Source organism: Spirosoma soli (genome assembly GCF_042684525.1).
GTDB lineage: Bacteria > Bacteroidota > Bacteroidia > Cytophagales > Spirosomataceae > Spirosoma > Spirosoma soli.
Map to the genome: position 1 here is coordinate 80,587 of NZ_JBHULN010000025.1, position 14,415 is coordinate 95,001.

The following is a 14,415-nucleotide window of genomic DNA, read 5'->3' on the forward strand; positions in this document are numbered from 1 at the left end:
ACTAAGCACAAAGACCATATTCATGACACCTTATATTCGCTTCTTTTCCTGAACGTCTATGAAAAACAGTTTTTTCTTTACCTTCCTATGCTTTGCTGGGTTGGCTGGGTGCCAAGCCGATGTAGCTCCCAACGAGAACGTACCGGCGTTACACGAACGGTTTCACGGAAAGTATAAACCAATTAATTCAGTGGCCAGCGAACCCGTTGATGTGAACTTCGACGGACGGTCATCAAACAATCTGATTCATGAGATAGGCGACGATCTGACTAGCTCAGATCTGGAGATAAATATCATTGATAAGGGAAAACACGTTGAAGAGCGTACTTTTCTGTTTACGCAAACATGGCCTGAGCAGTACGTACATGCTCCCTTCAGCACTCGGGAGCCAACAGCTTATGACCCAAATTTGATAGTGAATTATGCTCGTCAGCCAGCTACCCGAAAATTTGATTTTGATCGTTCGATCAGGATAATCCAGATACGGCCTGATCAAAAGCCAATAGCCTCAGACACCGTTCGGTTTGCGCCCCCCGAAGCTGTAACCGTGGAAGGGAAGGGCTACATTAAAGTCGTTAATCGAAAGCGGCTTTACACCCGAGATGGCTGGAAAACAGTACGCGTTGAAACGCTGTACGAGCGTTATACAATGTCAACGTAAGAAAACTATCTGCCTATTAACGCGTTTATACTGCAACACTACAAAAGATAAACGTTATGGATAAGGCAAAGAAGTTTGAATTGATGAACAAGGTTGTTCGGGAGCTAGAGGATTTGCAAAACAGCCAGACGGCCCTGATCACCAAAATTGGTCAGATCGAAGTAGATAACATGAATGGTCTGAACGATAAGCGGCTAGAAACTGATTTAGGTGATATGCACAGCAAGATTGCTCAAAACGTCGATGCCATCACCGAGATTTTTGCTTACTTCGAAGCCCAACGCGATGAGTTTGCAAACGCCAATCGCTCCGCTATCGAAGCAGCCGAAGCCGCAGCAGCCGCCGACGCTGTAAAATAATATGCTTCTGCATGAACAGACAAAGCCGGGTTTTGCCCGGCTTTGTCTGTTTATAATCATACCAACTCTTCACACATAAATCCAGCTTCGTGCATTACGCGGATAATAGCGCTGGAAGCGATGCCAGCCGTTTCCACACGCAGGATTTTGTCGCAATCATCGAGGTCGGCGTTCCAGCGGATGGCTTCACCAAATCCGCTGAGGGCATTCCCAACGGTTTGCTTGCATCCGGCGCAAACCATGTTGGTTTTAAAGACCAGCACTGTCATTGGTGTGTTGGGCGGCCCGGTAGGTGACGAAAGATCTTGTGATCGGCGTAGAAGGTGCCTCCCGGAATGATGGATGCCAGTAGCGCCAACAGCGTTTTTCCCAGAGGCCAGTCGTATTCGGTCTTCGCCTGAATAACGGTCAGTACGTAAAGCAAAAATAGCAGGCCGTGAATGGGACCAATGATCTGCACAACTTCGGGATACCCAGCCAGCCGTTTCAGGGGAACACCAATAACTAAGAGCAGGAGGTACGAAACTCCTTCTGCCAGACCCACGACCCGCAGGCGGATCTTCGGAGAATTAAAAAGTGTATCGGTCATATAAGTTCGAGCCGTTGAGGATTGTACGGCAATTGGGGTTTGATGTTTACGTAGCCCGGCCGGGCTACGTAAGCGCAACGAATCTGCTTTGATTTTGTCATTTTTTGAGCAAGCTCATCGTTAAAAACCTCGTGTCCAGGGTCGAGCGGCTAGGGGTGAAAAGGGCCAGGGTATGGCAATCAAAATCAAGATAAGGCCAATGGTAAAGTAAACGGCGGTGGTTTTAAACTTTTGCCGGGCGTCGCTCTGCCGCTTTGCCTTACTCGATCCAACTGTCATTATAATCACCGAAGTGAACATCAGCCCAATGTGAATTAAGCTGAAAAACCTGAACTCGGGAGCCTCAGCGCTGGCCCCAAACCGCCAATAATAACTAACAATCGGACTGATGGCGTAAAGGTAGAAACCAATCAGCAGTTGTGTATGCGCAATTGATGTGGCCACAACGCGTATCGTCTGATCAGCTCGTTGGTAGGAGCGCGACCCTAACCAGCCTGAATAACCACTGACTAGAGCAGCCAGTAAGCTACTCAATACGAGCCAGCGTAAGGCATTATGAATTACTAAAACAATTGGATAAACCATTGACGAATAGCAGGCTGGTATTTGCCGCAAAGTTCACCGCTACCAACGTAAGTCGTTAGGCTGGATTCAGCTAAAATTGGTTCAAATCAATCATTCTGCGAAAATCCGTGGGGCTAAAGCCAGTGTACTTCCGGAACAGTTTACCGAAATTTGATTGATCATCAAACCCCATCTCTACGGCGATTTGGGCAACCGACAGGTCTGTCTGGAACAATAAAACTTTCGTTTCCAGAACAATACGTTCGTCGATCCAGACCGATGGCGACTGGCCCGTATGGGCTTTGATTACTTTATTGAGATGGTTGGGACTAACGTTCAGTTGATCGGCATATTCGCTTACCAATCGTTTTTGGCGAACGTTCTCGGTCAGCAAATCCATAAAGCGCTGTATTAGCCGGTCGCCTGCATCCGTTTTCGCAGGTGTCTTACTAACATACGCCCGATTGATTTCAGTAAGCAGCGCTGACAAATAAGGCCGAATTAAATCCGTTTTTTCGGCACCATTGTCGTAATATTCAATGGTCAGTCGATCAAGAAGGTTAGCAATAAAACGTGTTTGTTGATCCGACAACGGAACAAGTGGATTGCTGGTCAATTTCAGAAAGTCAAAATCAGTATCGTTGGTTGAATTAATGACTAGCTCTTTACTGAAGAAGCACATAAACCCTCGGGCATCTTCTGGGATATCAATCAATGAGAAAATCTGCATGGCTGGCACAATCAGTAAGTCTTGCGCTGTAAGCGTAAACGCATGCTGCCCAACGGTCGTCGTTAGTTGGCCGGTCGTGAGTAATATGAGCGCATGATTACTGGTGCGCGAAGGAGGTAAGGGGAGTTTGATGACGGGACGGCTGTATTCGAGCGATGTTATGATGAAATGGTTAAAATTAGGCCTAAACCGATTGGCCCACGATTCGTCTCGGATCAGGAAGCGTTCGCGGGCCATAGCCGGATTAATTGCCGGGAATGAGCTATCGGTGGGTAAAGACATAAAACTAGCCGTTAATGCTGCCCTAAGATAGTCTCGATGCGGCTTAATTCGTCATTGCTAAAGTCGATAGTATCCAGGCACTTCAACGAGTCTTGTAATTGTTCTGGTTTGCTGGCACCGATCAATACCGACGTAACGCGTTGATCTTTCAACAGCCAGGCCAGCGCCATTTGCGCCAACGTTTGGCCGCGTTGGCGGGCGATGTCGTTGAGTTGCCGGATAGTGGCTAATTTTTCGTCCGTCAGCTGATCTTCTCGGAGCGAACTGTTTGACTTGGCCGCTCTGGAGTCGGTCGGTACGCCGTTCAGGTATTTATCGGTCAGCAAGCCCTGTGCGAGTGGCGAAAACGGAATGCAGCCGATGCCTTCTTTCTCCAGTAAATCCAATAGACCACCTTCTACCCAACGCTCCAGCATCGAGTATTTAGGCTGGTGAATCAGGCAGGGCGTCCCCAGCTCCCGAAGGATCGTAATCGCCTGGGCGGCTTCCTCGGGTTTATAGTTCGATAAACCGACGTAAAGAGCCTTACCCTGACGCACAATTTGATTCAGGGCCATCATGCTTTCTTCAATGGGCGTTTCGGCGTCGGGGCGGTGGTGGTAAAAAATATCGACGTACTCCAACCGCATTCGGCGCAGGCTTTGGTCTAAGCTCGAGATCAGGTATTTACGAGAGCCGCCATCACCGTACGGTCCGTCCCACATCTGATAGCCCGCTTTTGAGGAGATGATAAGCTCGTCGCGGTAACTACGGAAATCCTCGTGTAAAATACGGCCAAAGTTCTCTTCGGCCGACCCGGGTGGCGGCCCATAGTTGTTGGCCAAATCGAAATGGGTGATACCACTATCAAAGGCGAGATGCAGGATGTTGCGTGAGTTTTCGAGGACATTCACATCGCCGAAGTTCTGCCATAGGCCGAGCGAAATGGCTGGAAGCTTTAGCCCACTGCGGCCGGTTCGCCGATAGGGCATTGACTTGTAGCGATCTGAATTGGGTAAATAATGCATAGCGTTACTGAGCAAGGATGTTTGTAGAAACGTAACGGATTGGGTAGGCGTAGGTTTTATTTTGACAGGATGAACAGGATAAAACAAGATTTCAAAAAATTAATCCATCCTGTTTTATCCTGTTCATCCTGTCAAAAATATAATAGCTTGCTGGCCCGGAACGGCGTGTCGGCAGCCTGGAGTAATTTGGCTCGTAAACGTGAATTATAACTCGGCCGACTGCTTAGGAACTGACGTACCAGCTGGCTTACTTCGGGCGTTTGGTATGCACCTAATGTCGAACGTAACCAGGACTCGGGAAAGAAAATATCGCCCGTTCGCTGAATTTCTTCCAGTAAGTCCAGGCTTTTAGGCAGGTATTTAGCCGATGACCCAGCGCGTAACGGATGATGCAAATAACCCAAAGCTGCCGTTACCCAGGCCTCGCGTTCACGATTGTTTTCAGAAGCTAGTGAAGCAAAAAAAGCGTCGCGCTCGGTTACGTTGCCCGACAAGGCGGGCATCATGAACTCCAGTCGCTTTTTTCGGTCGGGGTTTTTGATGCGGGTTAGTTGTCGGGATAAGATGGTTGCGGCAGGATAGTCGCGAACGGCCAGAGCCAGTGCCAATGAGGTGTAATCATCTTCGGTGAGCGTAACGCCAGCAGGCGCTTGCTGATCGTTCCAGATGGTGTACAGCCGATCACGGGCTTCCGAACTCAACGCGATGTTTTGATACAACCGGAACAGCAATTTCTTTTTGCCAGGAGCTGTTTCGCGATTCATCGCCTGCCAGGCGGCCTGCTCGACTGATGTAGCCAAAGCCAATCGACTCTCTGGCTTCGTGAAATTCCAGACGATGTCTGATAATTGACTTGTCAATAGACGTACATTCAACTCTTCTGATTCAGTACTTAGTAGTTTCTGGTAAGTCTCCGCCAGCTGCGCCGGTTTGACGACCTGCCCCGTAAGCATATTTTCGTACAGATTGATATAAGCCGCAGCCCGCGTCACCGGATTTTTTAGCGTAGTGAGCTGAGGAATCATGGCCGGGTCAACCGGAAATAAACCATAGCCCTGGCCTGATGAATTGAATACAACAAACTCTGGGACGGGCTTACCAACAGCTTCGGTTACCACAACGTTAGCTTCATTCATCGCCACCGTTACTTCCTCAACATGGTCGGCATAGATCAGCGCCAGCTCAAAGCCTTGTGGCCAAATCCGCTTAGACCCATCTTCGCCTAGTTGCGCAATTGAGAAGCGACTGATCTTGCCATCTTGCTTATCGAGCTGGTAGCTGAACTTGGGGCGGCCCGTCTGGTTGACCCATACCTGGTTCCAGGCCACGAGGTCGGTAGGGGTGCGGGCATCCAGAATGGCGATCAGGTCAACCCAGCTGGCGTTACTTTCGGCGTATTTTTTGAGATACTCGCGCAGTCCGTCGCGCAGGTTGTCTTTGCCCATGAGCCGCTCTAACTGGCGCATCATGATGGGCGCTTTGTGGTAGATAATGCCGCCGTAAAGCGTACCGGCCTCCTGTAAATTGGCCAAAGGCTGCCCGATGGGGTTGGCCCCTTCGGTGCGGTCAACGGCATAGGCCGCCGGAAAATGATCGACCACAAACTGAAGGTCGTAATTACTATCCGGGAATGAGGTTTCGGTAACCTTATCGGCCATGAAGTTGGCGAAGACTTCTTTCAGCCAGACATCATCGAACCAGCGCATCGTTACCAGATCACCAAACCACATATGTGCCGTTTCGTGGGCAATCAGCGTTGCACGGGAAAGCTTCTGATCGCGGGTGGCTCCGGCATCCAGAAACAGGCTCGATAACCGGTAGTCGATGGCACCAACGTGCTCCATACCGCCGTATTGAAAATCGGGAATGGCCGCAAAGTCGAACTTCTGAAACGGGTACGGAATCTGGGTGTAGTCTTCCAAAAAACGTAAGGCATCGGCGTGTGAGGTAAAGATCGTGTCGAGGCTAAGCCGAATCTTACTGGAATCGGTTTCGCGGTGCAACAGCGTCATAAACCGGTTATTAATCGTTCGCGAGACCGGCGTGAACTTACCCGCTACGAACGAGAACAGGTAAGTCGGTATGATGTTGGAGCGTTGAAAGTGAATTGTCTTACGGTTGCCCGTTACGACCGAGTCCTGTAGGGCGGCATTGGTCATGGCCTGCCAGCTTTTAGGAACGGTCAACGATAGCTGGAACGACGCCTTCAAATCCGGCTGATCGAAGCAGGGAAACACCGTTCGGGCGCGGTCGGGCACAAGCAACGTATAGAGGTAATCATCGTTACGATTGAGGGACAAATTACCGGCCGTGAACTGAATGGTTATGGTGTTGCGCCCTGGTTTTAAATACGCAGTAGAAATCAGCAGATGTTCGCTCTTGAAAACAATAGGGATGTTGGCTTCATTAACTGAAACATTCTGCAAATGAGTCTGTTCTTCCTTAAAATCGAGTTGCAGCGGAGCTGTGCTTTTTCCCCCGGCCGGGGCAGTCCATTCAAAAGTAATTGTTGCGGAGGCTGGAATTGGCTGTGATTTTTGCGCCGGAATATCTAAATTGAGTGCATAGGTAAGCTGACGAATCGTTTGCTTGCGAAACTGAGCCAGCGTCTGCGATACTCCCGTTTCTACTGAGGGTTGACTAACGGGTGCAGAGCGGTGGCTGCAGGACATGATAACGAGTGAAAGAGTACTGAGTATAACAACGCCGTAATGACTGCTTCTGAATAAATTCCAGACCATGTGTAGAGTGGTTTGGCACGTTGGATTAGTAATGTTGGGTTAAAAGTAACGCACTTTATGAAACGGTACCTCTCCCTTGCGCTGGTATTTCTATCTGTCGTCGGCCGCTTCGTTCCCGGCTGGGCCAATTCCATTCTCATTCCGATGGATGATCAGCAGTCCAACCATCTGAAAGCGTATGGCATTGCGTACAAAGTGCTGAAAGATGACCAGGAAGTCGAATGGCTACTCAATTATAGGGGGGGCAGCTTCATGATTAAGCATACGACCGCTTTCGAAAACGAGTGCCGTATTCGGGGCGTATCTGCCGAGGTGATTTCCGATGCCAGGGCTGCTTCGATCCGTCAGCAACTGGCTGACCCTGATCTGAACATGGACGTAGTAAAGCTTCAGAAAGCGGCCAAAATTGTGGTGTATTCGCCCATTAAGGTTGGTCCAGCTGAATTTGAAAATACGGATGCCGTTTTGCTGGTGCTGACCTACGCCGAAATTCCTTTCGAAGTCGTTTACGATGAAGAAATCCTGAAAGGAGACTTGCCAAAGTATGATTGGCTGCACCTGCACCATGAGGATTTTACGGGGCAGTATGGTCGTAATCTGCACCGGCAAACGGTGGCTGATATCAAGGCGCAGGAGAACATTGCCCATAAGTATGGCTATGCCAAAGTATCGCAGATGAAACTGGCTGTGGCTAAAACCATTAAAGAATTCTGCGCGGGTGGGGGGTATCTATTCGCTATGTGTTCTGCGGCCGAAACGTTCGACATTGCCTTAGCCGCTGAGGGTGTGGACATCGTAGGCAGTAGTTACGATGGTGACGGGGCCGACCCGGATGCGCAGTCAAAACTGGACTTTAGCAAATCGGTAGCGTTCGAAAACTTCACCATTGATAGTGATAATGGTTATCGGGGCTTCTCGACGTTCTCCGACATCAATTCGGCGGGCGGACGCAGCTACGATCAGCCAGCGGGCTTCTTTGAACTATTCAACTTCTCGGCCAAATGGGATGTCATCCCGGCGATGTTGACTCAAAACCACGAGTCTATTATCAAAGAATTCTTTGGCCAGACGACCGCTTTTCGCAAAACGGTTGTGAAGCCGAGTGCCCTGGTCATGGGCGAAAGCAAGACTTCTGACCGCTATCTCTACGGTGAAATTGGTCGTGGTCAGTGGACATTCTACGGCGGCCACGACCCCGAAGGCAATCGTGGCGGCAATTTTCGAACGCCCACCGACCTGAACCTACATCCACATTCGCCGGGGTATCGCCTGATTCTGAATAATGTGCTGTTTCCATCAGCAAAAAAGAAGAAGCGGAAAACGTAGCAAAATGACTAATCTATTCAAAAGTCAATACAATTTTACCCGTCGTTCGGCGGCTTTCCAGGCGGTGGTGGGCGTCGCCAATTTTCTCGGCTGGTAGGACTTCGTTGACTTCAATTTTCAATTTTCCGTCGGCGATAAGTTGGTTTATGATGGCTAAGTCATTACCACTTGTGTGCACCAGAATACGTTCGGCGTGAATGTCGGAACGAACCGCCAGCACTTTATCCATGGCACTGTACGCAATTGAAATAAGTCGACCATTTGGTTTCAACACCTTGGCTGAGGAGAATATAGTGTCAGCGCCAGCCGTGTCAAAAACCAGGTCAGCGTCGATTACGGCGGTTTCTACATTGGTTGTTGTGTAATCGATGAACTCATCGGTACCTAGCGTCCGCACAAATGCTTCGTTTTTGCCCGAAGCTGTGCCAATGACATGCGCGCCCAACGCTTTAGCCAACTGGACGGCTAAATGGCCAACACCGCCCGAGGCCGCCTGAATCAGCACCTTTTCTCCGGCTTTCAGCTGACCGTGTTCGGTTAATCCCTGCCAGGCGGTAAGCACGGCTAGTGGAGCCGCTGCGGCCTCTTCAAACGTTAATTGGGCCGGTTTAAGGGCCAGGTGCGCGGCTGGCGATGCTACGTATTCGGCATATGCATTGCCGGGTTCGGGAAAATTGACCATCCCGTAAACCGCGTCGCCGGGCTTGAACGATGTTACCTCGGTGCCGACTTCGATAACTTCGCCCGCAATGTCCCAACCCAGAATGATGGGGTGCGTGTAGTTTTTAGAATAAGGTGTTGAACCAGTGCGGGTCTTGAAATCAGCAGGGTTAACGCCAAAGGCTTTTACCTGAACCAGAACCTGATCTGGCTGAATACTGGGTTTAGGTACGTCTTGAATGGCGAAATTTTCGACTCCACCCCAATCATTTAGAACAACGGCTTTCATCTATTTTTTTGTTTTATTTATTCAATTGGCTCATACTCCGACCGCTGGAACGCCGATCAGGGTACATTACACCCTAGTCTGGCTTACTTCGATGACAGGTGGAACAATCCTGACGCCGGATCGAAACTGTACTGCCGTGGTATACCCGTAGCTAATTCAACTTTTTCAATAGCTTCCGGGTTTATGTTCTCCAGCCGCATCATTAATGACCGAAGGCTGTTGCCGTGGGCTACAACTAACACGTCTTCATGTAGGTGCAGATGAGGCAGGATAGCTGACTCGAAGTAAGGAATGACCCGGCTGTAGGTATCCGCTAAACTCTCGCCGTTGGGTGGCTGGTCGGCGTAGCCCCGACGCCAGCGAAAGACCTGTTCAGCACCAAAACGCTCTTCGGCCTCCGCCTTGTTCATGCCCTGTAAATCGCCGTACATACGTTCGTTGAGAGCGGCACTACGTTCAATGGGCAAGTCGGTCTGGCCGGTTTCGTGCACGATGATGTCCATTGTTTCAATGGCTCGTTGCAGCACAGACGTAAAACCAACGGCAAACCGGTCGGCCTTCAGCAATGTACCGGCTTCGCGGGCTTCGTGCCGTCCTAGCTTGGTAAGGGGAGTGTCTACATTACCGGTGAAGCGATTTTCCAGGTTCCACTGCGATTGTCCGTGCCGGACGATGACGAGAAGCGACATGAGTTGGTGGGTAGTAATGGAATCTATTACTCGTTTTCAAACTGAAGTGTTTAGGGCAAGCGGCTTATTTTTGGGGATAGCAGCATAATTTAATCTGGATGATGAAAGGTTGATCAAATGCCTAACAAGCTGTCGTTGAGTCACGATAATATATTTGAGTTAGTAATATCACGGGAGCGCCAAAACAAACAATCGATGTATCGACACGGTTATTTGTTGTTTGATAGATAAATGTTAAATAAACCTTCAAGTGGAACGTTTGTCAAACGAATGTTGACTTGTAATCCACTATTAAAAAGTACAGCTATGAAAAAGGTCCTAAGTATATCCGTTTTAGTGTTAGTGATTACCAGCGTACTTGTGCAACCGGCAACTGCTCAGTTCGGCAGACGTTGGAGTCCACAGGCTAAAGGGACGGCCATTGGCGTAGGGGTTGGGGGCGCAGCTGGTGCCATCATTAATAAGCGCAACCGTGTAGTAGGCGGTATAATTGGGGGCGTTGCTGGCGGGGCTGCTGGCTACGCTATTGGTAAAGGCGTTGATAACCGTCGGAAAACGGCGGCCCGCATAGCCGCTGCTGAACGACAAGCTGCCGAAGCTCGACGCGAAGCTGCTCTGGCCCGCCGGGAAGCGGCTGCTGCTGCCAACAGACCTGTTACGGTAGCCGCTAAGTCTGAGCCAGCCGTGGCTCGGGCAGCTGCTCCGGCTGTAGCCGCCAGCACTGTGACAACCGCTGCGTATACCACTCCGGTGACTTCGGCAGCTTATACCACAAACGCCTTGTTCTTACCGAACGACTCTTACGGCGATCAAAACACACCATACCCAACGTCAGAATATCGACGCAAGAGCTGGTAAAATCAACCCCTCTGCGTTCGTTCCAATGGTTTATAAGTTGGGATGAACGCAGCTGTTCACATCATTCACCATTCTAACTAGTTAATAGTATGAAAGCGATATTGCCTCTGGCACTGATTGCAGTGCTGTTCTCTTCGTGTTCAAAATCGGGCGATTCAGCCGCTATTCAGGACCTTAACAAGCAATTTATTGGTGCCTGGAATAATAAAGAGTCGGATAAGATTATCTCTTTTCTGGACGAAGACGTCGATTTTCTGCAGGGCAATGCTCATTTTAAAGGAAAATCGGAAGTGTCGCAAAAGTGGGTTCGTGAAACCCTTCCAACGCTGAGCGACCTGAAAACGAACGTAGTAAGTTCGGCGGCCGATACGCATACCGCCTATGAGGCCGGTACGTTTTCGGTTGATGTCTTACCCGATGGCCCAAACCGCCCCCGTGGTTTTGGCGAAGGCAACTACATCTTCGTCTGGAAAAAAGCCGCTGACGACAGCTGGAAACTAAGTTATGCTCAACTCGAAGATTTGCCGGTGCAGGTGAAGAATTAAGAGAAGGTTGTATAGGGTAGTTCGGCGTAGTTTTCGGACTACTGCACCGGCGGACTGGCCGGACTGTTATCCGCCGGGTGACCGCGGCCATCTCTGACCGGTGACATCCTAGATCAAAGCAATTTGAGATTCTGTTCATAAACCGGATAACACCAGAGCGAAGTTTCAAACTTCGCTCAACATGAATGACTCAAACTGCTTCCAGAAAACTAATTGATCCGCCGGAGTAAGCACCGATAAAGGCTTGCTCCGGCGTCGCTGTTTACAGGCCTTTCACAGAGGGGCTAGTTTTGGGTGGGTAGCTTCTTATAACTGGGGTCTTTGTGAAGCAAAAGTAGATTGCTGACTGTTTGAGTGTTGGGGTGAGGGATCAGCTCGAAAACAAACACCTACCCGACGAAGGGCACGATTACGGGCCTGGTAAACGGGAAGCCGCTTATCGATTTCTGGCTAAACACCTCAACCTTGATCTGAACAAGGTGCTGAAAAATAACCAGATCGACGAAAGCTCTACTACGTTGTTAGAGTCTGCTGCTCTACAGGTGTTTAACGCTCAATACCCTCGGCCGGCTAAAGCGGTGGTAGGCGATGAAGCCGTTATGGCGCTTCTAAAATGAAAACGAATTGAGCTGTTGCAGTAAGCCAGAAAACAAAGACCACGGGAGCTTGGTATAACTTAGCCCGTACGCAACACGTGAACAATGATATTATCTCCTGCCAAAACTGTTATACTTGTTTGGCTGCTTTCGGCCTGTAGCACTACCAAACCTAATTACTTCTCAAATTCATCGGGCGGCTACTGCGAACCCGCTTTGACTTACACCTACAACGATACGTTCAGACCGCAAACCGTTTTACCGGCCGATACCAGTTTAACGAATCACTTTTCCCGGCACGACCTTTTGATGGCCAACGCTACGGGGATACTGCCTTTGTTGCAGGAATTAAGTCAACCTCAGGGCAAGACAACTCCAGAAGCTCGGTTAGAACGGCTTACTAAAATCCAGCAGGTTCAGAGCCGACTAGCGCTGGCATCAACCGAAATTGCCAGCTTAGCCGCCGAGTTGGATTGCGAAGGTGAGCGGGCCGATCAATTGGCTACTTATCTTGAGCAAAAAGATCAACGTCGTATCCGTAATCTAACCTTGTTCTCCGTCATCATTGGAGCCGCCACGACGGTAGCCACCGCCTTTATCCAGACTGACAACGCCAATAAAACGATTGGCATTGGTGGAGGGCTTCTTAGCGCGGGTTTAGGAGGAGCCGCGGCCTTTTCGTCAAACAAAACGGTGTCTTTTGCGCATAAACGTAACCTACTCGCCGATATCTGGAGTCAGTCAGATCAGTCGGTCGCTTACTCTCCATTTATCTGGTATGTGCTTAATGAAAAGGTGTTTAGCAACAGCGGACAAACGTCCGTGCGGTATAACATTCGCCGACGTTGGCAGGAGTACGTATTAAAAAAGGCTTCGATTGAAAAACAGCAGCTTTACTTTGGCACCGGTGGATTGTATCAGGCCGACGACTTACGGACCCGAGCTAACATGCTGAATCAGCTTCAATCATCCGTACGTTCCATCAACCAGGATTTACAAAGCTTACTCACCCGTCTTACGATTGTATTTAAGTAACACGCTGCTGGGCCATTATTCTTTCGCTTTTAGCCGTCGATAAACTGGTTGGTGCCTGTTATTTACTTAAACCTACCAGATATTCATTCGAGCTATCCCTTGGCCGGTGCCTGGTCTACTTTTACGCACCCAATTGACCTAAAGGTGAGCGGTTTAAAGCTGATCTAACGAAGGGTTAAGGGAGAAGCTTCCATCAAGCGTAGTACTGAGCAGTAAACAACATTAATGAACACAAACACTATGGCAAACCAAAAAAATATTATCGACGAATGGTCCGTCAGGGACTTGGAAGATGGTTCATCGTTAACCGTCACAGTGGTGAGCTGTACCGAACTCGGTAACCAATCGTTGCCGGGCCTTCAGGTGATTTACATGGGTAACATCGTAAACTACGAGCCGCTGGTTACCGAACGGCTGGCGTATCAGGCTTCCAAAGCGGGTGCCACTGACTATCTGCTGGAAGATAAATCGTGGATGGCCTACGAAGACCAATTCGTGAAGAATTATCTGGTGCTAGGGTCGCCCCTGAAAGCCAGGGTAGAGGTCAAAACCCGTAGCTCTAGAGTGATTGCCAAAGAATATGAGCTACCTTTTGAGGTATGAGAAAAGGCTATGCCACACTGCCTGCGCCTTGTGCTTGTTTCGGTAAGCGTACTGTTTATGCGTTGCAGTAACTCATCGCTATCCACCAGCTCGGTAAACGACCCTTCTCTGCTCCGGGTAAACGTAATCATCTCCCGTTCAACAGGTGACGGCGACAGCCTAAACCAGACCATCGAAGCCTTTATCCGGGATAAGTCTGACAAGACCGTTGCCAATCCGAACATCCAGGTTAAGGTGAATGGGAAAAGCCTTCGGCTGAATAATGGGTCGTCAAATTATTACGGAGCTTATCCCTATTATCAGCGTATCGACTCGTCGCTCGCTGTCCATGCGGAGACGACATACACCGTTTCTGTGGTGCTTACCGATGGTAGTGGATATACGTTGGGGACCATCGAGACTCAGGCTGAGCTTATACCAGCGCGGTTTTTACCCCCGGTCAGCCATCCAAGAAAGCAACCGCTGACGCTACACTGGCAGGACCTTGAACCCGACAACTGGTGGGTGGCCAGCTGGAAGCGCTGGCGGGGAGAGGAGTCAGTGACCAAGCTGAAAATCTCGAAAAGTAGTCGTACCGTCGATCCGTGGAGGCATGTGCAATACGAAGGGGGCAGCACGGAAGAAGCCGACTACCTGAGCACAGAGGTAAGTTCGGGGCAGGGAGCGTACACCATTCCAGCCGCGTATTTTCAAGGACCTACAAGCCGGTTTAATACCCTCGACGTTATGGTTACTTCGGAGAAGGTAATCAACATTGACAATGTCTTTCGGAGTGGTAGTTCTATCAGTAGTAATCGACGGGGTTTCTACCGGATTGGTATCGTTGACTAAGCGCCTGCCGGGCATCCTGGCTAACTCCCGGGGGCCGGGCACTTCCCCTG

At 49.7% G+C, this 14,415-nt stretch carries 17 protein-coding genes; 9 read left to right on the plus strand and 8 right to left on the minus strand.

Translation table 11 applies throughout. The annotated features are described in order from the left end of the window. Positions 1–58 precede the first annotated feature (58 nt). Positions 59–661, plus strand: a complete 603-nt coding sequence (locus tag ACFSUS_RS26680; protein ID WP_381527707.1) for a hypothetical protein — start codon at positions 59–61, stop codon at positions 659–661. A 56-nt stretch (positions 662–717) separates the two neighbouring features. Next, the gene (locus tag ACFSUS_RS26685) at positions 718–1,020 is read left to right on the plus strand and encodes a hypothetical protein (protein ID WP_381527710.1); all 303 of its coding nucleotides are present in this window, start codon (positions 718–720) and stop codon (positions 1,018–1,020) included. A gap of 56 nt (positions 1,021–1,076) precedes the next feature. On the opposite strand, the gene ACFSUS_RS26690 is transcribed toward ACFSUS_RS26685, so the two are convergent. The 6 genes from ACFSUS_RS26690 to ACFSUS_RS26715 form a co-directional block, all read right to left on the minus strand. Beyond that, complete coding sequence (locus ACFSUS_RS26690; RefSeq protein WP_381527712.1) at positions 1,077–1,289, minus strand: hypothetical protein; 213 nt, start codon at positions 1,287–1,289, stop codon at positions 1,077–1,079. After that, positions 1,286–1,609 carry a DUF3817 domain-containing protein gene (locus ACFSUS_RS26695; protein ID WP_381527714.1) on the minus strand — a complete coding sequence of 108 codons (324 nt, stop codon included), beginning with the start codon at positions 1,607–1,609 and terminating at the stop codon, positions 1,286–1,288. Before ACFSUS_RS26695 ends, ACFSUS_RS26690 begins: the two co-directional genes overlap by 4 nt. A gap of 120 nt (positions 1,610–1,729) precedes the next feature. Beyond that, on the minus strand, positions 1,730–2,194 hold the full coding sequence (locus ACFSUS_RS26700) for a hypothetical protein (RefSeq protein WP_381527716.1): 465 nt from the start codon (positions 2,192–2,194) through the stop codon (positions 1,730–1,732). Between the two features lie 70 nt (positions 2,195–2,264). Continuing rightward, positions 2,265–3,185, minus strand: coding sequence for a helix-turn-helix domain-containing protein (locus tag ACFSUS_RS26705; protein ID WP_381527717.1), 921 nt, complete (start codon positions 3,183–3,185; stop codon positions 2,265–2,267). Between the two features lie 11 nt (positions 3,186–3,196). Beyond that, positions 3,197–4,192, minus strand: a complete 996-nt coding sequence (gene mgrA / locus ACFSUS_RS26710; protein ID WP_381527719.1) for an L-glyceraldehyde 3-phosphate reductase — start codon at positions 4,190–4,192, stop codon at positions 3,197–3,199. Between the two features lie 131 nt (positions 4,193–4,323). Then, complete coding sequence (locus tag ACFSUS_RS26715; protein WP_381527721.1) at positions 4,324–6,864, minus strand: M1 family metallopeptidase; 2,541 nt, start codon at positions 6,862–6,864, stop codon at positions 4,324–4,326. A 126-nt stretch (positions 6,865–6,990) separates the two neighbouring features. Between ACFSUS_RS26715 and ACFSUS_RS26720 the strand changes: the two genes are divergently transcribed. After that, positions 6,991–8,259, plus strand: a complete 1,269-nt coding sequence (locus ACFSUS_RS26720) for an asparagine synthetase B (protein WP_381527723.1) — start codon at positions 6,991–6,993, stop codon at positions 8,257–8,259. A gap of 13 nt (positions 8,260–8,272) precedes the next feature. Here the strand turns inward: ACFSUS_RS26720 and ACFSUS_RS26725 are convergent, their stop codons facing one another. Next, complete coding sequence (locus tag ACFSUS_RS26725; RefSeq protein WP_381527725.1) at positions 8,273–9,208, minus strand: NADP-dependent oxidoreductase; 936 nt, start codon at positions 9,206–9,208, stop codon at positions 8,273–8,275. Between the two features lie 83 nt (positions 9,209–9,291). Beyond that, positions 9,292–9,897, minus strand: a complete 606-nt coding sequence (locus ACFSUS_RS26730; protein WP_381527727.1) for a 2,3-bisphosphoglycerate-dependent phosphoglycerate mutase — start codon at positions 9,895–9,897, stop codon at positions 9,292–9,294. 306 nt (positions 9,898–10,203) lie between these two features. On the opposite strand from ACFSUS_RS26730, the gene ACFSUS_RS26735 reads away from it, so the two are divergent. From ACFSUS_RS26735 to ACFSUS_RS26760, 6 genes are all read left to right on the plus strand, one after another. Beyond that, the gene (locus ACFSUS_RS26735) at positions 10,204–10,755 is read left to right on the plus strand and encodes a hypothetical protein (protein ID WP_381527729.1); all 552 of its coding nucleotides are present in this window, start codon (positions 10,204–10,206) and stop codon (positions 10,753–10,755) included. Positions 10,756–10,844: 89 nt separating this feature from the next. Beyond that, positions 10,845–11,300: a YybH family protein gene (locus ACFSUS_RS26740; RefSeq protein WP_381527731.1), complete on the plus strand. Its 456-nt coding sequence runs from the start codon at positions 10,845–10,847 to the stop codon at positions 11,298–11,300. A gap of 350 nt (positions 11,301–11,650) precedes the next feature. Further along, entirely contained in the window at positions 11,651–11,917 is a 267-nt protein-coding gene (locus ACFSUS_RS26745) for a hypothetical protein (RefSeq protein WP_381527733.1), read from the plus strand. An 84-nt stretch (positions 11,918–12,001) separates the two neighbouring features. Beyond that, a complete protein-coding gene (locus tag ACFSUS_RS26750; RefSeq protein ID WP_381527734.1) occupies positions 12,002–12,931 on the plus strand; it encodes a hypothetical protein in 930 nt (309 codons plus the stop codon). A gap of 240 nt (positions 12,932–13,171) precedes the next feature. Then, a complete protein-coding gene (locus tag ACFSUS_RS26755) occupies positions 13,172–13,534 on the plus strand; it encodes a hypothetical protein (RefSeq protein ID WP_381527736.1) in 363 nt (120 codons plus the stop codon). Between the two features lie 9 nt (positions 13,535–13,543). Further along, the gene (locus ACFSUS_RS26760; protein WP_381527738.1) at positions 13,544–14,365 is read left to right on the plus strand and encodes a hypothetical protein; all 822 of its coding nucleotides are present in this window, start codon (positions 13,544–13,546) and stop codon (positions 14,363–14,365) included. Positions 14,366–14,415 lie beyond the last annotated feature (50 nt).